The following is an 18,589-nucleotide window of genomic DNA, read 5'->3' on the forward strand; positions in this document are numbered from 1 at the left end:
TTTCGGCATCATGCTCTAGCCCAGAATGCCCGGCAGGTTCAGTTGGTGCTCCTTGGCGCACTGGATAGCGATGTCGTAGCCGGCATCGGCATGGCGCATGACGCCGGTCGCCGGGTCATTCCACAGCACGCGCTCCAGGCGCTTTGCCGCGTCAGCCGTGCCGTCGGCGACGATGACCATGCCGGCATGCTGCGAGAAGCCCATGCCGACGCCACCGCCATGGTGCAGCGACACCCAGGTCGCGCCCGACGCGGTGTTGAGCAGCGCGTTGAGCAGCGGCCAGTCGGAAACGGCGTCGGAGCCGTCCTTCATTGCTTCCGTCTCGCGGTTCGGCGAGGCGACCGAGCCGGAATCGAGGTGGTCGCGGCCGATGACGACAGGCGCCTTGAGCTCGCCCTTGGCGACCATTTCGTTGAAGGCGAGGCCGAGGCGATGGCGATCACCGAGACCGACCCAGCAGATGCGCGCCGGCAATCCCTGGAACGAGATGCGCTCGCGCGCCATGTCCAACCAGTTGTGGAGATGCGTATTACCGGGAGTGAGCTCGCGCACCTTGGCGTCGGTCTTGTAGATATCTTCCGGATCACCCGAGAGAGCGGCCCAGCGGAACGGGCCGATACCGCGGCAGAACAGCGGCCGGATATAGGCCGGCACGAAGCCCGGGAATGCAAAGGCGTTCTCGAAACCCTCATCCTTGGCGACCTGGCGGATGTTGTTGCCGTAGTCGAGTGTCGGCACGCCGGCGTTCCAGAACGCCACCATCGCCTCGACATGCTCGCGCATCGAAGCGCGGGCGGCCTTTTCGACGGCCCTCGGATCCGAGATGCGCTTCTCGCGCCACTCGGCCATCGTCCAGCCCTTGGGCAGATAGCCGTTGATCGGGTCATGCGCCGAGGTCTGGTCGGTAAGAATGTCGGGGCGGATGCCGCGTTTGAACATCTCAGGCACGATCTCGGCGGCGTTGCCGAGAAGCCCGACCGATTTTGCTTCGCCGGCCTTGGTCCAGCGATCAATCATCTCCATCGCTTCGTCGAGCGTCTCGGCCTTCTCGTCGACATAGCGGGTGCGCAAGCGGAAGTCGATCGAGTCCGGGTTGCACTCGATCGCGAGGCAGGAAGCGCCGGCCATGACTGCCGCCAAGGGCTGGGCGCCACCCATGCCGCCGAGGCCGCCGGTCAGGATCCACTTGCCCTTGAGGTCGCCATTGTAGTGCTGGCGGCCGGCTTCCACGAAAGTCTCGTAGGTGCCCTGAACGATGCCCTGCGTGCCGATATAGATCCAGGAGCCGGCCGTCATCTGGCCGTACATCATCAGGCCTTTTCTATCGAGCTCGTTGAACTTCTCCCAGGTCGCCCAATGCGGCACGATGTTGGAGTTGGCGATGAGCACGCGCGGGGCATTGGAATGGGTCTTGAAGACACCGACCGGCTTGCCCGACTGCACCAGCAGCGTCTCGTCCTCGCCCAGCGTCTTCAGCGAAGCGACGATGCGGTCGAAATCGTTCCAGGTGCGCGCCGCCCTGCCGATGCCGCCATAGACGACGAGCTCGTTCGGGTTCTCGGCGACCTCGGGATCGAGGTTGTTCATCAGCATGCGCAGCGGCGCTTCCGTCGTCCAGTAGCGGGCGTTGAGCTTGTCGCCGCGGGGGGCGCGCACTTCACGGATGTTGTGACGAGGATCGGTCATCATTGTCCCTTTCAAGCAAGGCGGGCGGCGCGGGTCAGCGCCCGGCCCAGTCAATGGCGGTTTCGAGGATTGTTTTCAGCGCGGCGCGGATCGGCGCGGCATAGCTTGGGTCGTAAGGCACCGGCCAATTTTCCGGCGAACCTTTTTCCGCAGGCTCGCGCATGTAGCCACGGTTGGAGAGCTCCATCTGCAGCGCATGCACGCCGTTCCCGGGCTGGCCGAAGCTTCTGGTGATCCAGCCGCCCTTGAAGCGGCCGTTGACCACCCAGGTCTCGCCGGTCGCGGCCAGGATGGCGGCCACTTTTTCCTGCAGCACGGGATCGGTGCTCTTGCCGTCATTGGTGCCAAGGTTGAAGATCGGCAGCGTGCCGTCGAACAGGCGCGGCAGCACCGAGCGGATCGAATGGCAGTCATAGAGCACGATCTTGTCATGTATGCCGCGCAGCCGGTCGATCTCGGCCTGCAGGGCGGCATGGTAAGGCTCGAAATAGGTCTCGCGGCGCTGGTCGATCTCGGATGGGCTCGGCTCCTCACCCATGCGGTAGAGCGGATCGCCGTCAAACGTGTCTGTCGGGCAAAGGGTGGTCGTCGCCTGCCCGGGATAGAGCGAAACGCCCGACGGATCGCGGTTGACGTCGATAACGGTACGCGAGATGGCGGTGTGCACGACGGTTGCGCCGAGGTCGGCGGCGAAATCATAGAGCTTGTCGATCCACCAGTCGCAGTCGCGCCGCCCGAGCCAAGTCGAGACGAGGCGCGAGTCGAGGCCGGCGAGGTCGATGCCGGTGTGCGGGATCGAAACCAGCAGCGGCGCGGTGCCCTGGGTGACGGTGAGCCAATTGGGCGAGGTCATGAGAGACCTCCACACGTTGGCGCCCTACGGCGCCCCCCTCTGCCCTGCCGGGCATCTCCCCCTCTTGGGGGGAAATCAGATGTCACGACGGCTTTCGCCAATCGCCTGCGTTGAAGGAAGAGCGGCGCCAAAGCCGCTGCTGATCTCCCCCCTAGAGGGGGAGATGGCCGGCAGGACAGAGGGGGGCGCGAAGGAACTCGACCTCTCATAGCGTGAAGCCTCACGACGCGATCCCCGGCAGCTTCACGGCACCCGCCGCATTCACTGCGGCGCCGCTGCGGACCATGGCGATCGCCTTCTCCATGTCGGGATGGAAATGGCGGTCATTGTCGAGATGCGGGACTTCGGCCCGGACCAATTTGCGCACCGCCTCCAGCGCCTCGCTGGATGCAAGCGGCGCGTGAAAATCGCAGCCTTGCGCGGCGGCCAATAATTCGATGCCGATGACGGCGGTCGCATTCTCGATCATGCCGAGCAGCCGGCGCGCGCCGTGGGCGGCCATCGAGACATGATCTTCCTGGTTGGCCGACGTCGGAATGGAATCGACGCTCGCCGGGTAGGCCTTCTGCTTGTTTTCGGAAACGAGGGCCGCCGCCGTCACCTGCGGGATCATGAAACCGGAGTTCAGACCGGGCTTCGGCGTGAGGAAGGCCGGCATGCCGGACAATGCCGGGTCGACCAGCATGGCAATGCGACGCTCCGACAGCGAGCCGATCTCGCAGACGGCAAGCGCAATCATGTCGGCGGCGAAGGCCACCGGCTCGGCGTGGAAATTGCCGCCCGAGAGCGCGGTGTCGTCCTCGGCGAAGATCAGCGGGTTGTCGGTGACGCCGTTGGCTTCCGTCTCGAGCGTGTCGGCGGCCTTGCGCAGTACGTCGAGCGCAGCGCCCATCACCTGCGGCTGGCAGCGCAGGCAGTACGGATCCTGCACGCGCTCGTCGCCGACACGGTGCGATTCACGAATGGCGCTGCCGGCCATGAGGTTGCGCAGCGCGTCCGCCGTCTCGATCTGGCCGCGATGCTTGCGCAACAGATGGATGCGCGGGTCGAAGGGTGCGTCCGAACCTTTGGCCGCATCGGTCGACAGCGCGCCGGCGACCAGCGCCGACTGGTAGAGAACCTCGGCCTCGAACAGGCCGGCGAGCGCGAAGGCGGTGGAGAACTGCGTGCCGTTGAGCAGTGCGAGACCCTCCTTGGCGCCTAATGTCACCGCCTCCAGTCCATGCGAGACGAAGGCCACCTTGGCCGGGAACCGGCCATGCGGGGTAAAGCATTCGCCGACGCCGATCATGACGGCGGTCATATGCGAAAGCGGCGCGAGGTCGCCGGAAGCGCCGACCGAGCCTTGCGCGGGCACCACCGGAATGACGTCGTTGGCGAGCATTGCTTCCAGCAATTCTATGGTCTGAGGCCGCACGCCGGATGCGCCCTGGGCCAGGCTGGCGAGCTTCAGCGCCATCATCAGCCGCACCACGGCGACAGGCATCGGCTCGCCGACGCCGGCGGCATGCGAGAGCACGATGTTGCGCTGGAGCGTTTCGAGGTCGTCAGCCGGGATGCGGACGCTGGCCAGCTTGCCGAAGCCGGTGTTGATGCCATAGACCGGCTCGCCCTTGGCGACGATGCGGGCGACGGCCTCGGCGCTGTCCCGGATCTTCAGCCGGCAGGCGGCGTCAAGCCGCGGCACGGCGCCGCGATAGATGGCGCGCCAGTCGGCAAGCGTCGCGTTGCCGGGCTTCAGGGTAAGTTCCGTCATTGTCCTCTCCAGATACGGGCATGGAGCGGGTTGAAGCCCATGCGGTAGACGAGTTCGGCCGGACGCTCGATATCCCAGATGGCGAGATCGGCCGATTTGCCGGCTTCCAGCGTGCCGGTCTGTTCAAGCAAGCCCAACGCCCGCGCGGCCTCGCGGGTGACGCCGGCGAGACACTCGTCGACGGTCATGCCGAACAGCGTCGCGGCCATGTTCATGGTGAGCAGCAGCGAAGTAAGCGGCGAGGTACCGGGATTGGAGTCGGTGGCGACAGCCATCTTCACGCCGTGGCGGCGGAAGAGATCGACGGGCGGCTTCTTGGTCTCGCGGATGAAGTAGTAAGCGCCGGGCAGGATGGTCGCCACGGTGCCGGCCTTGGCCATCGCGTCGGCTCCTTCCTCGTCCGTATATTCGAGGTGGTCGGCGGACAACGCGCCATAGCGGGCGGCAAGCGCTGCGCCATGCAGGTTGGAGAGTTGGTCGGCGTGGAGTTTTACCGGCAGGCCGAGCGCCTTGGCCTTATCGAACACGCGCGCCATTTGCTCCGGCGAGAAGGCGATGCCCTCGCAGAACCCATCGACCGCGTCGGCGAGCTTTTCGGCGGCGACTTGCGGCAGGATCGTGCCGGAGACGAGATCGATGAAGGCATCCTTGTCGCCCTTGGCTTCCGGCGGTAACGCGTGCGCGGCGAGACATGTCGTGCGGATCGTCACCGGACGCTCATTGGCCAGACGGCGGGCTGCGCGCAGCGATTTCTTCTCATTATCGGCATCAAGGCCGTAGCCGGACTTGACCTCGACAGTGGTGACGCCCTCGGCGATCAGCGCGTCAAGCCGCGGCAGCGTCTCAGCGACTAGATCATCCTCGCTCGCTGCGCGCAGCGACTTGACCGAGGAGACAATGCCGCCGCCGGCGCGGGCCACTTCTTCATAAGTGGCGCCGGCCAGACGCATCTCGAATTCGTTGGCGCGGTTTCCCGCATAGACGAGGTGCGTGTGGCAATCGATCAGGCCGGGCGTGATCCAGCGTCCAGCGCAATCGACATTCTCGGCGCCCTGCCCGGCCGCGCCCGGTATATCGGCCTCGGGGCCGGCATAAACGATCAGCCCGTCGCGCGCGGCGACCGCGCCTTTCTCGACGATGCCGAGACCGGCCGCACCCTCGGCCATGGTCGCCAGGCGCGCATTGCGCCAGACCCGATGGCCGCTCCTGTTGTTTGCTCCACCCATCATCTTTTCCATTTGAAAGGACGGCGATTATGTATATACATATTGAAACGCGACGCAAGCAATATCGTCGCTCACGCATCGAGATTTGGAGACGCAGGTGACGGCGATCTTTGCGGAACAGGGGCTTCTGCCCGAGAGCTGGCAAAGCAATGTCAGGATAGTCTTCGAGGATGGCCGCATCTCGAAGGTCGAGGCCAGCGCTGCCGCGCAAGCCGGCGACGAGCGCCACGCCATCGTCATGCCCGGCATGCCCAATTTGCACAGCCACGCCTTCCAGCGAGGCATGGCGGGTCTGGCCGAATTGCGCGGACCTTCGGCCGACAGTTTCTGGAGCTGGCGCGAAGTGATGTACCGCTTCGCGCTGTCGATGACGCCGGACCAGGTCGAGGCTGTGGCGGCGCAGCTCTATGTCGAAATGCTGGAGGCCGGCTTTTCGCGCGTCGGCGAGTTCCACTACCTCCACCATGATCGCGACGGAAAGCCTTACGCCAACATCGCCGAAATGGCGGAGCGGATCGCGGCTGCCGCCGCAGATACCGGCATTGGCCTGACACTGTTGCCGGTCTTCTATGCCCATTCCGCCTTCGGCGGCGCCGCGCCCAACGAAGGCCAGCGGCGATTCATCAATGATGTCGAGCGCTTCGCGCGCCTGCTTGAGAAAAGCCGCGAGGGCGTTCGCTCGTTGGAGCAGGTCGTCGTCGGCGTCGCGCCGCACAGCCTGCGCGCCGCGACGCCGGACGAGCTCGATGCGGTCGCCGCGATGGCACCGGATGGACCGATCCACATCCATGTCGCCGAGCAGATGAAGGAAGTCGAGGACTGCGTCGCCTGGTCGGGCAAGCGGCCGGTGGAGTTCCTGCTTAGCCAAGCGTCGGTGGACAAACGCTGGTGCCTGATTCACGCCACCCATATGACCGAGGCCGAGACGGTCGCGATGGCCCGGACGGGCGCTGTCGCAGGGCTCTGTCCGATCACCGAAGCCAATCTCGGTGACGGCACTTTTGCGGCACCTTTGTTTATCGAGCATGGCGGCCGCTTTGGCGTTGGCTCCGATTCCAACGTGCTGATCGGCCTGCCGGACGAGCTTCGGCAGCTCGAATATTCGCAGCGCCTTGCCCATCGCGCCCGCAACGTGCTGGCCCGCGCCGGCGGCTCGACGGGACGCGCCCTGTTCGACGCCTCGCTCGACGGCGGCAGCCAGGCGCTCGGCGCCGGCCAGTCGCGGATTGCCGCCGGCGGCCCCGCCGATCTCGTCTCGCTCGACGCTGGCCACCCCTCGCTGGCCGGCAAGACGGGCGATGCGATCCTCGACGCCTGGATCTTTGCCAATGGCAGCAAGGTCGATTGCGTCTGGGTGCATGGCAAGAAGCAGGTCAGCGGCGGCAGGCATGCGAAGCGCGAGGCGGTCGCCAAGCGGTTCCGCGAAGTCATGACAGCATTGTCGCAGGCCTGAACAGGAACATCCGATGAGCCTTGTCGAGACAGACGATGTCGAGGGCGGCGAGATCCTCTCGTTGCATCAGCGCATCCTGTCGGATATCCGCGAAAAGATCCTGTCGGGCGCCTGGGCGCCCGGACATCGCATCCCCTTCGAGCATGAGCTGACGGCTCACTACAATTGCTCGCGCATGACGGTGAACAAGGCGCTGTCGCAGTTGGCCAAGGCCGGGCTGATCGAGCGCCGCCGCCGCTCCGGTAGTTTCGTGCGCCAGCCGCAGTCGCAGGCGGCGGTGCTGGAGCTGCACGACATCAGGATCGAGGTCGAGGCGCTCGGCCTGCCCTATCGCTATGAGCGACTGGAACGCTTCAAGCGGCGCAGTGGCGCCGAGGACCGTGCGCGTCTCGGGCTTTCCGCGCCGGGTCCGGTGCTGGCGCTGGAGGGCCTGCATTTTGCCGGCGAACGTCCGTTCGCGCTAGAGCAGCGGCTGATCAATCTTTCTGCGGTGGCCGAGGCAGCCGAGGAGGAATTTCTCGACATCGCGCCAGGCCCGTGGCTGATCGGCCGCGTGCCGTGGAGCGAGGCCGAGCACCGCATCCGCGCCATGGCCGCGGACGAAGCAATCGCCGACGCGCTGGATATCGACGCGAGCGCGCCCTGCCTGGTGGTCGAACGCCGCACCTGGAGCGCCGAGCATCCGGTGACCCATGTACGGTTCATCTATCCGGCGGAGAGCCACACGCTGGTGGCGCGGTTTACCCCATCGCAGGGGTAGCGCGGTTCTGGCTTCTCCCCTGCGGGAGAAGGTGGATCGGCGCGCAGCGCCGAGACGGATGAAGGGTGTTCCAGCGAGTGAGACGCGGGCATTCCCTGGAGCACCCCTCATCCGGCCGCTTCGCGGCCACCTTCTCCCACAAGGGGAGAAGGGAAAGTCGGCGCCTCAGATCGCCGCAGTCACAATAATCTCGACCAGATATTCCGGGGCGGCGAGCTTGGCCTCGCCGGTGGCGCGCGCCGGGGTATGGCCTTGCGGCACCCACTTGTCCCATTCCGAATTCATTTCCGCGAAGGTGCCCATGTCGGCAAGCCAGATGATCGCCTGGACGATCTTGGTCTTGTCGGTGCCGGCCTTGGCGAGCAATTCGTCGATGGTCTTGAGGATGTCGCGGGTCTGCGAGGCGACGTTGCCGCCGGGCTCGCCGACCTGGCCGGCCAGATAGACGGTGTTGCCATGGATGACGATCTGGCTCATGCGCGGGCCGACATCGATGCGACGAATGCTCATTGGAGGTTCCTTCGTTATGGGGGTCGCTGCTCTTTAGAGTCCGGGCGGACGCGGGGCAAGGCCGGCGGACGCGAAACCAATTGAGCCAAGTGTCCGATCTCTGCCGCCCACCTACACGGCGAGTTGACCGGTCGTGACACAATTGCGCCAGCCTGGCGTGTTGACTAATGTAATAACATCACATATCGACAGCTCACTCGATTTCGCGGACCGCCGCCCGATGACCAATGCCTGCCTGACTTTCCGCGACCTGACGCTGGGCTACAGCAGCCACGCGGCCATCCATCATTTGAACGGCACCGTCCGCAAAGGTTCGCTGACCGCGGTGGTCGGCGCCAACGGCTCGGGCAAATCGACGCTGATGAAGGGCATCGTCGGCGTGCTGAAGCCGATGGAAGGCGCGGTGGTCCGCATGCCGGGTGTCCGCATCGCCTATCTTCCGCAGCAGTCGGAGCTCGACCGCTCCTTTCCGGCGCGCGTCGTCGATCTGGTCTCGCTCGGCCTATGGCCAAAGCGCGGCATGCTCGGGCGCTACACCAAAGAGGACCGAGAATCCGTCAGCAAGGCGCTGATGGCGGTCGGGCTCGGCGGCTTCGAGAAGCGGCCGATCGACACGCTGTCCGGCGGACAGCTGCAGCGCACGCTGTTTGCCCGCGTGCTGTTGCAGGACGCCGACCTCATCCTGCTCGACGAGCCGTTCAACGCGGTCGACTCCAAGACCGTGGGCGATCTCATCCAGTTGATAAAGCGCTGGCATGGCGAGGAGCGCACGATCATGGTCGTGATTCACGACCTCGACCTGGTGCGGCAGAATTTCCCGGAGACGCTGCTGCTTGCCCGCCAGCCTGTCGCCTGGGGCGACACCAAGGACACGCTGCGGCCGGAAAATCTGCTCAAGGCAAGGCGCTTCCACGAGGCGTGGGAAGAAAACGCGCCGTGGTGCGAGCCGAGTGAGCATGAACACAGCCATGATCGCGCGCACGATCATGATCATGGGCGTGACCACCGACACGACCATCATCACGGCTCCGGACCGAGGGCGGCATGATGGATTTCCTCTACGGCCTGTTCATCGCGCCCTTCGCCGACTTCGCCTTCATGCAGCGGGCGCTGTTCGGCTCGCTGATGCTGTCGCTCGGAGCCTGCCCGGTCGGCGTCTTCCTGATGCTCAGGCGCATGAGCCTGTCGGGCGACGCGATGGCGCATGCCATCCTGCCCGGCGCTGCCGCCGGCTTCCTGCTTTATGGCCTCGAAATCCTGCCGATGACCATCGGCGGGCTGATCGCCGGCATCATCGTGGCGCTCGGCGCGGGTGCCGTCTCTCGCTTCACCATCCAGCGCGAGGACGCCTCGATGGCGGCCTTCTACCTCATCTCGCTGGCCGTCGGCGTGCTGATGGTGTCGATCCGCGGTTCCAGCGTCGACCTGATGCATGTGCTGTTCGGCACGGTGCTGGCGCTCAACGATGAGGCGCTCATCCTGATCGGCGGAATCGTGGCGGTGACGCTCGCCTGTCTCGCCATCTTCTGGCGCGCGCTTGTCGCCGAGTGCCTCGACCCGCTGTTCCTGCGCTCGGTGAGCCGCATGGGCAGCCCGGTGCATTTCATTTTCTTGGGCCTTGTCGTGCTCAACCTCGTCGGCGGCTTCCAGGCGTTGGGCACGCTGCTGTCGGTGGGACTGATGATGCTGCCTGCCGCCGCGGCCCGCTTCTGGACGGCGCGCGTGGAGCCGATGTGCGCGCTCGCCGTGCTGATCGGCTTCGCCTCCTGCATCGCCGGGCTGCTCTTGTCCTATCACGCCTCGTTGCCTTCCGGTCCGGCGATCATCCTTTCGTCCGGCGTCGTCTATTTCTGCTCGATCCTGTTCGGCACGCGCGGCGTGCTGCGCGCCCGCATCGTGCATCACCGGCACCGCACCGCCTGACCCTCATTCCCACCCCTTAAAAGGAGACGTTGCCAATGCTGAAATCCTTCCGAGCCGCCCTGGCGTTGAGCGTTATAACATTAAGCGCCTTCGCAACCTCGTCAGCCTTCGCGGTGCCGCTCAAGGTCGTGGCGAGCTTCACTGTGATTGCCGACTTCGCGAAAAATGTCGGCGGCGACCGGGTTAACATCACCACCATTGTCGGGCCGGACGGCGACGCGCATGTCTATGAGCCGAGCCCGGCGGACGCGGTGGCGATGGCCAAAGCCGATGTCGTGCTGGTCAACGGCCTGCATTTCGAGGGTTTCCTGCAGCGCCTGGTCGACGCCAGCGCCACCAAGGCCGCGATCGTGACGCTGACCAAGGGCGTGACGCCGATCGACTTCAAGCCGGAATTCGCCGATGCGGACGCCGCCGAAGGTGCTGGCACCGGCGGCGGCAAGACCGTCACCGATCCGCATGCCTTCCAGTCGATCGCCAACGCCAAGATCTATGTGAAGAACATCGCCGACGCGTTCTGCACGGCCGATAGCGCAGGCTGCGACAGCTACACGGCCAATGCCGCCGCCTATATTGCCAAGCTCGATGGGCTGGAGGGCGAAGTGAAGGCGGCGATCCAGTCGATCCCGGAAGCCAAGCGCGTGGTCATCACCTCGCATGATGCCTTCGGCTATTTCGAACATGAATACGGGCTGACCTTCCTCGCGCCGGAAGGCATCTCGACCGAATCCGAGCCCTCGGCGGCCGATGTCGCCAAGCTGGTTAGCCAAGTGAAGCAGGACAAGGCGGCGGCGATCTTCGTGGAAAACATCACCAATCCGCGGCTCATCGAGCAGATCGCCGGCGAGACCGGCATCAAGGTCGGCGGCACGCTCTATTCGGACGCGCTGTCGGGGTCCGATGGACCGGCCTCGACCTATGTCGACATGATGCGCAACAACATTACGCAGATCAAAGGCGCGATCCTGGGAAGCTGAGCGGCGAGGCATCAACCGGGCCGGCATCTTGGGTTGCCGCAGCGTCCATTGCGTATCCAAGAGGGACGCGGCGCTGCGGGAGCCGGTTGGATTTTCCGGCGCACATTCTCTATTTGGCAGAGAAATCCGCTCGTACGGATTGCCGCTTATGCCCCGGGGTGGCATGACTGCGCCAAAGAGATTGCGAGGACCACATCATGGAATACCGCCAGATCAGCGACGACTATTCGGTCTCCGGCCAGATCCAGCCGCAGGATATCGCCGCCATCAAGGACGCAGGCTTCAAAAGCGTGATCTGCAACCGGCCGGACGACGAGCAGCCGGGCCAGCCTTCGGCCGATAGCGTCAAGGCAGCGGCCGAGGCGGCCGGCCTCGGCTTCCGCTACATCCCGGTCATCAGCGGCCAGATCACCATGGACAATGTCGAGGACCAGGCCGCTGCGCTCGACGAGCTGGAAGGCCCGGTCTTCGCCTATTGCCGCTCAGGCGCGCGCTGCACCAACCTCTATGGGCTGATCCAGCAGCAGCGGGGGTGACGGATTAGAAAGCCAGTCAGTCTGACAGGCCGGCGATTCTCCGCGCGCTCCGTCCCTTCAGTCAGCGTAATTAGATCGGCAGCGCGCCGGTTTCCTTCAGCGTCTCAAGTACGATCGCCGTCTTCACGTGCTGCACGGATTCGTGCGGCAGGAGCACGCCGTTGACGAATTCGGACAATGATTTGAGGTCGGGCGTCACCACCTTCAGGATGTAGTCCATCTCGCCAGTCAGCGCGTGCGCCTCCTGCACTTCGGGCAGGCGGGCGACCAGCTCGCCGAAGCGGCGGGCATTGTCGCGGTTGTGGGTGGCTAAAGTCACCGAGATGACGTTGACCAGCGAAAAGCCCAGACGATCGCGGTCGAGCACGGCGCGGTATCCTTTGATGTAGCCATCATCCTCCAGCCGCTGGCGGCGGCGCGAGCATTGCGAGGGCGAGAGGTTCACGCGCTCCGAAAGGTCATTGTTGGTATAGCGTGCATCCTCCTGCAGAAGCGCCATTATCTTGCGGTCAAATTGATCGAGACGCGTATCATCCACGAGCAATCCTCCATTCATGCATAATTTGCGCACATGATGACCATTTCAGGCGGTTGAATGCAAGCACCGTGCGGCTGCTCCGCGCTATTATGGCGAAAGATGGCCAAGCTTGGCCGCAACAGCTTTCGGAGGACTGCCATGGGCCCGTTCCCGCACGACGCCCCGCCCGCCAGGATCAGCAAGCAAAACCCCGCCGGCACCGACGGCTTCGAATTCGTCGAGTTCGCGCATTCAGAGCCGGCAAAACTCGCCGAGCTCTTTGCCCGCATGGGCTATGTCGCGGTGGCCAAGCATCGCAGCAAGGACATCACCGTCTGGCGCCAGGGCGACATCAATTATGTCGTCAATGCCGAGCCCGGCTCGCATGCGATGAAGTTCGTCGAAAAGCACGGCCCCTGCGCCGCCTCGATGGCGTGGCGCGTGGTCGATGCCAAACATGCCTTCGACCACGCCGTCTCAAAGGGCGCCACGCCCTATGAAGGCACCGACAAGGCACTGGACGTGCCGGCCATCGTCGGCATCGGCGGCTCGCTGCTTTATTTCATCGAAGCCTATGGCGAGAAAGGCTCGGCCTATGACGCCGAGTTCGAATGGCTGGGCGAGCGCGACCCCAAGCCCGAAGGCGTCGGCTTCTATTATCTCGACCACCTCACCCACAATGTCTATCGCGGCAACATGGACAAGTGGTGGGATTTCTATCGCGACCTGTTCGGTTTCAAGCAGATCCATTTCTTCGACATCGACGGCAAGATCACCGGCCTGGTCAGCCGCGCCATCACCTCGCCCTGCGGCAAGATCCGCATTCCGCTGAACGAGTCCAAGGACGAGACCAGCCAGATCGCCGAGTATCTGAAGAAGTACAATGGCGAGGGCATCCAGCACATCGCGGTCGGCACCGATGCGATCTACGAGGCCACCGACAAGCTCGCCGCCAACGGGCTGAAATTCATGCCCGGCCCGCCCGACACTTATTATGAGATGTCGCATGAGCGCGTGCACGGCCACGACGAGCCGATCGAGCGCATGAAAAAGCACGGCATCCTGATCGACGGCGAAGGCGTGGTCGACGGCGGTACGACCAAGATCCTGCTGCAGATCTTCTCCAAAACCGTGATCGGCCCGATCTTCTTCGAGTTCATCCAGCGCAAGGGCGATGAAGGTTTTGGCGAAGGCAATTTCCGCGCGCTCTTCGAATCGATCGAGCAGGACCAGATCAAGCGCGGCGTGATCAAGCTGGACGGCAAGGCGGCGTAACGCCTGAGCTTACTTGCGGCCGGACCAATTATGACCTAAATTCTGGTCATAAGAGGTTGGCAATGAACGTTCCGATGGCAAAAGCAAAGGCCCAACTCGCCGAGTTGGTGAAGCGGGCCCAGGCCGGCGAAAAGATCAATCTGACCCGGCACGGGGAGATTGTGGCAACCTTGAGCGCCCCTGCCCGGCCTGCGGGGAGCAAGGGTCTGTTTGGAGCCCTGAAAGGCCAAATTTGGATATCGGATGATTTTGATGAACTCGGCCCCGAATGGGACGAGTACATCAAATGAGCCGCAAATATCTGGTCGATACCCATATTCTACTCTGGGTACTCAACGCGGATTCACGCCTTTCGGACCATCATCGGGACATCTTTCTTGCGAGTGAGGATGTGGTCGTCAGCGCCATCTCGGTGGCGGAGATCGCCATCAAGAAATCGCTCGGCAAAGTCACGCTCACAGGCAATATCGTGGAGATCTTGAAGTCGAACGGCATTCCGATCCTCGGCGTCAATGAATTGCACGCAGCGAGGCTTGAGCATCTGCCGCTTCATCATCGTGATCCATTCGACCGTCTACTCATCGCGCAGGCTCAAATTGAAGATCTGACGATGGTCACTGCGGATCGGCACTTCGCAGCCCACGACGTTGCCTTGGTCTGATCATCCAGTCCCAACCGTTCGACCTCTTCTTTCCTCAGCTTCAGGTCGTACTCGAGCAGGAACTCGTCCAATTGCGGTGGCGGAACGGAAGTGCCGGAAAGCATGGCATGCACCTGCCCGCGGTGGTGGATGTCGTGCAGGAAGACATGCGCGAGGATGTCGCCGATCTTTTCGGGGATCATGCCATCCTCGCGCCGGTCGGTTATGACGCTGCGATCGAGATCGGTCTCTGAAAGTGCATCGCAGAAAGCAACGAGCCTGCGGTCGAAATCGGCCTGTGCCTCGGCCAGACCTACTGCATCGTCGAACGGCACGTAGTCGTCGTAGACTGCGGCACCCCGGCCTCCATCCGTCAGGAAGTCGAGATAGAGAAGGTCGACCGCGAGGATGTGGTTGAGCGTCTCCCTGATCGACGGAAAGAAGCCGGTGCGCCCGGCCTCGAGCTCGCCGGGCTGAAGCGCCAGCACTGCACGATAGAGCCGGTCGTTCGACCAGAGATTGTTGCGCGCCATGCGGCGCAGGTGCTCCAGCATGGTCACCGGCTCAATGCTCCCCTCACCCCTCGTATTTCTCGACCTTCTGCTCGATGGCGCCGAAGATCGAATGGCCGGTTCTGTCCTTCATCTCGATGCGCACCGTGTCGCCGAAACGCAGGAAGGGCGTCTTCGGCTCGCCGCTCTCGATAGTCTCGATCATGCGCAGTTCCGCAACGCAGGAATAGCCGGCGCCGCCCGCCGAAACCGGCTTGCCAGGGCCGCCGTCGAGCTTGTTGGAGACGGTCCCCGAGCCGATGATACTGCCGGCGGCGAGCGGTCGGGTTTTCGCGGCATGCGCGATCAGCGTCGGGAAATCGAAGGTCATGTCGACGCCCGCATTGGCGCGGCCGAACGGCTTGCCGTTGACGTCGACCAGCAGCGAGAGATTGACCTTGCCGCCGTCCCAGGCATCGCCCAACTCCTCGGGGGTGACGGCAACCGGAGAGAAGGCCGACGATGGTTTCGACTGGAAGAAGCCGAAGCCTTTGGCCAGTTCCGGCCCGGTGATGGCGCGCAGCGTGACGTCGTTGACCAGCATAATGAGGCGGATTGCCTCCTTCGCTTGTTCCAGACTGGCGCCCATCGGCACATCGTCGACGACGACCGCGACCTCGGCCTCCATGTCGATGCCGAAGGCCTCGTCGGCCATGCGGATCGGGTCGCGCGGCGCAATGAAGGAGTCCGAGCCGCCCTGATAGATCAGCGGGTCGGTCCAGAAGCTTGCCGGCATCTCCGCGCCGCGTGCCTTCCGCACCAGCTCGACATGGTTCACATAGGCGGAGCCGTCCGCCCATTGATAGGCGCGCGGCAGCGGGGAATGCGCGTCGTGCTCATGGAAACGCGCCGAGGGAACCGCGTTGGTCTCAAGCGATTCGGCCATGGCCGCCAGATGCGGCGCAATGCGGCGCCAATCGTCGAGCGCAGCCTGCAGCGTCGGCACCAGGAAGGAAGCGTCGGTGAACCGCGTCAGATCGCGCGAGACCACGACCAGTTTTCCGTCGCGCGTCCCGTTCTTCAATGTGGCAAGCTTCATGCGGTTTCCTCTCCTGAAGCGGCCTTCTGACCGCCTAGCCCCACAACAAGGCCGTCGCGGGCAATCGTCAAGTCGCCGAACCAAGTTTTCCTGACGGCGTCGATCCAGTCGTCCTCGCCGATCGCCGGATCGTCGGCTGGAATGAGATGGTTGAGCACCAGCCGCTTCACCCCGGCATCGCTGGCGATGCGGCCTGCTTCGTCGGCAAAACTGTGGCTCGCTAGGAGATGCTCGCGCAGCCGCGCGCCGTTGCCGGTCCGAGCGACCAGTCGCTCCACGCCTTCCTCCAGCATGGCCTCATGGACGAGGATGTCGGCAGCTTTGGCAAACTCAGCCAGTGGCGGAAAGAAGGCAGTGTCGGCGGAAAACACCACGCTCTTGCCGCCCTGCTCGAAACGCAGCGCAAAACAGTCGGTGACCGGCGGATGGTCGACACGCAACGAAGTCACCGTCAGACCTCGCTCGTCCAAAATCGAGCCTTCGCCGAACTCCTCGACCGTGATCAGGTCGCGGATGTCCGGCCTGCCTTCGTCGATGATGCGGATCTCGATGTCGAACTCCATCGCCTGGCAGAAGCATTGCCAGTAATGCCCCGTGCCGGGTGGGCCAAAAACGGTCACCGGCGTCGCCAGACCCGCCGTCCAGGCGGTGTGGATCAGCGGCCCGAGTTCCAGAACGTGGTCCGAATGAAGGTGCGTGACGAAGATCAGGTCGAGCGCCTTCAGGCTGACGCCGGCATCAGTCAGCGCACGCGTGACGCCCAGCCCGCAATCGACGACGATGGTGCGCCCGCCGATTTCAAGCAGCGACGAACTCGGCCAGGGTCCGCCCGGCCGGACTGCCGGGCCACCCTTGGAGCCGAGCAGGACGAGCCGATCCACGTTTTCGGTATTCAAGACCAATCGCCTTCCGGAGTGCCGTTGAAACGCTTCTTCAGGTCGGCCCAGCAGTCGATGTAGTTCTCCTGCAAGGTGCCGAGCTCAGCGGCGTAGCGCGTCAGCATCTGAGGAAAGCGCGTCTCGAACATGAAGGCCATGGTGTTGTCGAGCTTGACCGGCTTCAGGTCGGCGCGCGTCGCCTTCTCGAAGCCGGAAGCGTCCGGGCCATGCGCCAGCATCTGGTTGTGCAGGCTGATGCCGCCGGGCACGAAACCTTCCTCCTTGGCGTCGTACTGGCCATGGATCAGGCCCATGAACTCGCTCATGATGTTGCGATGGTACCAGGGCGGCCGGAACGTATTTTCGGCCACCAGCCAGCGCGGCGGGAAGATGACAAAGTCGACGTTGGCCGTGCCCTCCTCGCCGCTCGGCGCTGTCAGCACGGTGAAGATCGATGGATCGGGGTGATCGAACAGGATGGCGCCGACGGGCGAAAACGTCGCCAGATCATATTTGTAGGGCGCGTAGTTGCCATGCCAGGCGACGACGTCGAGCGGCGAATGGCCGAGTTCGGTAACGTGGAAGGCGCCGCACCATTTGACGATCAGCCGGCAGGGCGTCTCCTTCTCCTCGAACCAGGCGCAGGGCGTCTTGAAGTCGCGCGGATTGGCCAGGCAATTGGCGCCGATCGGGCCGCGGTCGGGCATGGTGAACTTGGCGCCGTAATTCTCGCAGACATAGCCGCGCACCTCCTTGTCGGCGAGCTCGACCTTGAAGACGAGGCCGCGCGGCAGCACCGCGATCTCGCCGGGGCGAAGCTCGATCACGCCCATCTCGGTGACGAAGCGCAGCGCGCCCTCCTGCGGCACGACCAGCAATTCGCCGTCGGCGTTGAAGAAATGGTCGTCCACCATCGACCGGTTGGCGACATAGACATGCGCCGCCATGCCCGACTGGCCGACCGCATCGCCGGCCGTGGTGAAGGTCCGCATGCCGGAAATGAAGTCGGTCGGCTCGGTCGGCATGGGCGTCGGGTTCCAGCGGTATTGGCCGAGCGCCAGCTCGTGGTCGCCGATATTAGGCCCGGTCTTCCACAAGGGGTAGCTGGCGCCCTTGAATCGGCCGGTGTGCTTTACGCTCGGGCGAATTCGATAAAGCCAGGAGCGCTCGTTGGTGCCGCGCGGCGCGGTGAAGGGCGAGCCCGAAAGCTGCTCGGCATAGAGGCCGTAGGCCGGCCGCTGCGGCGAGTTGCGGCCCTGCGGCAGCGATCCGGGCAGCGTCTCAGTTTCGAAATCATTGCCGAAACCCGGCATATAGGAAAAGCCCATCCGATCCTCCCTGATCCGACTTGCAAGCTTCAAGAATTTGGCCTGCAGGCGAGGTTGACCAAACTGGTTTCATTTGTAACCATTGAAAATGTAACTATCAACGGCCACGATGCATCCCGGAGCGCTTCATGGAACCGGATATCCTTGAACTGGAAAGCTTCCTGCCCTACCGGCTCTACCGGCTTGCCGACACCGTCAGCCGCGAATTTTCGCGCATCTACAAAGAGCGCCACGGTCTGACGCGACCGGAATGGCGCACGCTGTCGGGGCTTGGCGAGCGGGGCACGATGACGGCGACCGAGCTCGGCGAGCAGTCGGCCATGCACAAGACCAAGGTGTCGCGCGCGGTGGCGGAGTTGGAACGGCGGCGGTGGTTGACGCGCACGCCGGATGAGAATGATCGCCGCGTCGAACACCTCGCCCTGACCAAGACGGGTTTAGCCGCCTATCGCGAGATGGTGCCGCTGGCGAAGGCGTTTGAAAGGGAGCTGCTGGGGAGGCTGAGTGTGGAGGAGCGGGTGGCGATTGCGAGGGGGGTGGCTGCGCTGGAAGGGGCGTTATCCGCAACGTAGCGATCCTTCACACCCCCCTCTGTCCTGCCGGACATCTCCCCCGCAAGGGGGGAGATTAGCTGTTTCAACGCCTCGCTCATTTATGCAACGTCAGAAATTGGCGAGGCCT

At 64.0% G+C, this 18,589-nt stretch carries 20 protein-coding genes; 10 read left to right on the forward strand and 10 right to left on the reverse strand.

Annotated elements, in window-relative coordinates; all coding sequences use genetic code 11:
- Window positions 1-15: 15 nt before the first annotated feature.
- The 4 genes from hutU to hutI form a co-directional block, all read right to left on the reverse strand.
- Window positions 16-1,689: a urocanate hydratase gene (gene hutU / locus LB515_RS26945; protein WP_181174759.1), complete on the reverse strand. Its 1,674-nt coding sequence runs from the start codon at window positions 1,687-1,689 to the stop codon at window positions 16-18.
- 31 nt (window positions 1,690-1,720) lie between these two features.
- Window positions 1,721-2,539, reverse strand: a complete 819-nt coding sequence (hutG, locus tag LB515_RS26950) for an N-formylglutamate deformylase (RefSeq protein ID WP_224709515.1) — start codon at window positions 2,537-2,539, stop codon at window positions 1,721-1,723.
- A gap of 220 nt (window positions 2,540-2,759) precedes the next feature.
- Window positions 2,760-4,295 (reverse strand): histidine ammonia-lyase, encoded by a 1,536-nt coding sequence (gene hutH, locus LB515_RS26955; RefSeq protein ID WP_095767785.1) that lies wholly within the window; start codon window positions 4,293-4,295, stop codon window positions 2,760-2,762.
- Window positions 4,292-5,521: an imidazolonepropionase gene (hutI, locus tag LB515_RS26960; RefSeq protein ID WP_224709516.1), complete on the reverse strand. Its 1,230-nt coding sequence runs from the start codon at window positions 5,519-5,521 to the stop codon at window positions 4,292-4,294. Before hutI ends, hutH begins: the two co-directional genes overlap by 4 nt.
- Before the next feature lie 97 nt (window positions 5,522-5,618).
- On the opposite strand from hutI, the gene LB515_RS26965 reads away from it, so the two are divergent.
- Window positions 5,619-6,974 (forward strand): formimidoylglutamate deiminase, encoded by a 1,356-nt coding sequence (locus LB515_RS26965; protein ID WP_224709517.1) that lies wholly within the window; start codon window positions 5,619-5,621, stop codon window positions 6,972-6,974.
- A gap of 13 nt (window positions 6,975-6,987) precedes the next feature.
- Window positions 6,988-7,734: a histidine utilization repressor gene (gene hutC / locus LB515_RS26970; RefSeq protein WP_224709518.1), complete on the forward strand. Its 747-nt coding sequence runs from the start codon at window positions 6,988-6,990 to the stop codon at window positions 7,732-7,734.
- A gap of 165 nt (window positions 7,735-7,899) precedes the next feature.
- On the opposite strand, the gene LB515_RS26975 is transcribed toward hutC, so the two are convergent.
- Window positions 7,900-8,244 (reverse strand): RidA family protein, encoded by a 345-nt coding sequence (locus tag LB515_RS26975; RefSeq protein WP_140697768.1) that lies wholly within the window; start codon window positions 8,242-8,244, stop codon window positions 7,900-7,902.
- Between the two features lie 220 nt (window positions 8,245-8,464).
- Here LB515_RS26975 and aztA point away from each other — a divergent pair, with 220 nt between their 5' ends.
- The 4 genes from aztA (at window position 8,465) to LB515_RS26995 (ending at window position 11,680) form a co-directional block, all read left to right on the forward strand.
- A complete protein-coding gene (aztA, locus tag LB515_RS26980) occupies window positions 8,465-9,292 on the forward strand; it encodes a zinc ABC transporter ATP-binding protein AztA (RefSeq protein ID WP_224709519.1) in 828 nt (275 codons plus the stop codon).
- Window positions 9,292-10,167 carry a zinc ABC transporter permease AztB gene (gene aztB / locus LB515_RS26985; protein ID WP_140841086.1) on the forward strand — a complete coding sequence of 292 codons (876 nt, stop codon included), beginning with the start codon at window positions 9,292-9,294 and terminating at the stop codon, window positions 10,165-10,167. Before aztA ends, aztB begins: the two co-directional genes overlap by 1 nt.
- Before the next feature lie 35 nt (window positions 10,168-10,202).
- A complete protein-coding gene (aztC, locus tag LB515_RS26990; protein WP_224709520.1) occupies window positions 10,203-11,144 on the forward strand; it encodes a zinc ABC transporter substrate-binding protein AztC in 942 nt (313 codons plus the stop codon).
- Window positions 11,145-11,341: 197 nt separating this feature from the next.
- Window positions 11,342-11,680, forward strand: coding sequence for a TIGR01244 family sulfur transferase (locus LB515_RS26995; protein WP_140723942.1), 339 nt, complete (start codon window positions 11,342-11,344; stop codon window positions 11,678-11,680).
- A gap of 70 nt (window positions 11,681-11,750) precedes the next feature.
- Here LB515_RS26995 and LB515_RS27000 read toward each other — a convergent pair whose 3' ends face one another.
- Window positions 11,751-12,218, reverse strand: a complete 468-nt coding sequence (locus tag LB515_RS27000) for an Lrp/AsnC family transcriptional regulator (protein WP_095767792.1) — start codon at window positions 12,216-12,218, stop codon at window positions 11,751-11,753.
- A gap of 138 nt (window positions 12,219-12,356) precedes the next feature.
- Here LB515_RS27000 and hppD point away from each other — a divergent pair, with 138 nt between their 5' ends.
- The 3 genes from hppD to LB515_RS27015 all read left to right on the forward strand — a co-directional run bounded on the left by hppD (window position 12,357) and on the right by LB515_RS27015 (window position 14,133).
- Window positions 12,357-13,472 (forward strand): 4-hydroxyphenylpyruvate dioxygenase, encoded by a 1,116-nt coding sequence (gene hppD, locus LB515_RS27005; RefSeq protein ID WP_224709521.1) that lies wholly within the window; start codon window positions 12,357-12,359, stop codon window positions 13,470-13,472.
- 62 nt (window positions 13,473-13,534) lie between these two features.
- Complete coding sequence (locus LB515_RS27010) at window positions 13,535-13,762, forward strand: type II toxin-antitoxin system Phd/YefM family antitoxin (protein ID WP_095767794.1); 228 nt, start codon at window positions 13,535-13,537, stop codon at window positions 13,760-13,762.
- Window positions 13,759-14,133, forward strand: coding sequence for a type II toxin-antitoxin system VapC family toxin (locus LB515_RS27015; RefSeq protein ID WP_224709522.1), 375 nt, complete (start codon window positions 13,759-13,761; stop codon window positions 14,131-14,133). Before LB515_RS27010 ends, LB515_RS27015 begins: the two co-directional genes overlap by 4 nt.
- Here the strand turns inward: LB515_RS27015 and LB515_RS27020 are convergent.
- From LB515_RS27020 to hmgA, 4 genes are read right to left on the reverse strand one after another with little or no spacing between them, the layout of a single operon-like run.
- Complete coding sequence (locus LB515_RS27020; protein ID WP_224709523.1) at window positions 14,064-14,672, reverse strand: DinB family protein; 609 nt, start codon at window positions 14,670-14,672, stop codon at window positions 14,064-14,066. The two genes, LB515_RS27015 and LB515_RS27020, sit on opposite strands and share 70 nt — an antisense overlap.
- 16 nt (window positions 14,673-14,688) lie before the next feature.
- Window positions 14,689-15,702: a fumarylacetoacetate hydrolase family protein gene (locus LB515_RS27025; RefSeq protein ID WP_224709524.1), complete on the reverse strand. Its 1,014-nt coding sequence runs from the start codon at window positions 15,700-15,702 to the stop codon at window positions 14,689-14,691.
- Complete coding sequence (locus LB515_RS27030) at window positions 15,699-16,598, reverse strand: MBL fold metallo-hydrolase (RefSeq protein ID WP_224709525.1); 900 nt, start codon at window positions 16,596-16,598, stop codon at window positions 15,699-15,701. The genes LB515_RS27025 and LB515_RS27030 overlap by 4 nt, the downstream gene beginning before the upstream one ends.
- Entirely contained in the window at window positions 16,595-17,908 is a 1,314-nt protein-coding gene (gene hmgA, locus LB515_RS27035; RefSeq protein ID WP_224709526.1) for a homogentisate 1,2-dioxygenase, read from the reverse strand. Before hmgA ends, LB515_RS27030 begins: the two co-directional genes overlap by 4 nt.
- A 128-nt stretch (window positions 17,909-18,036) precedes the next feature.
- On the opposite strand from hmgA, the gene LB515_RS27040 reads away from it, so the two are divergent.
- Window positions 18,037-18,480 (forward strand): MarR family winged helix-turn-helix transcriptional regulator, encoded by a 444-nt coding sequence (locus LB515_RS27040; RefSeq protein ID WP_224709527.1) that lies wholly within the window; start codon window positions 18,037-18,039, stop codon window positions 18,478-18,480.
- Window positions 18,481-18,589 lie beyond the last annotated feature (109 nt).

Origin of the sequence: Mesorhizobium sp. CA15, from assembly GCF_020165215.1 — a bacterium.
Classification (GTDB): domain Bacteria; phylum Pseudomonadota; class Alphaproteobacteria; order Rhizobiales; family Rhizobiaceae; genus Mesorhizobium.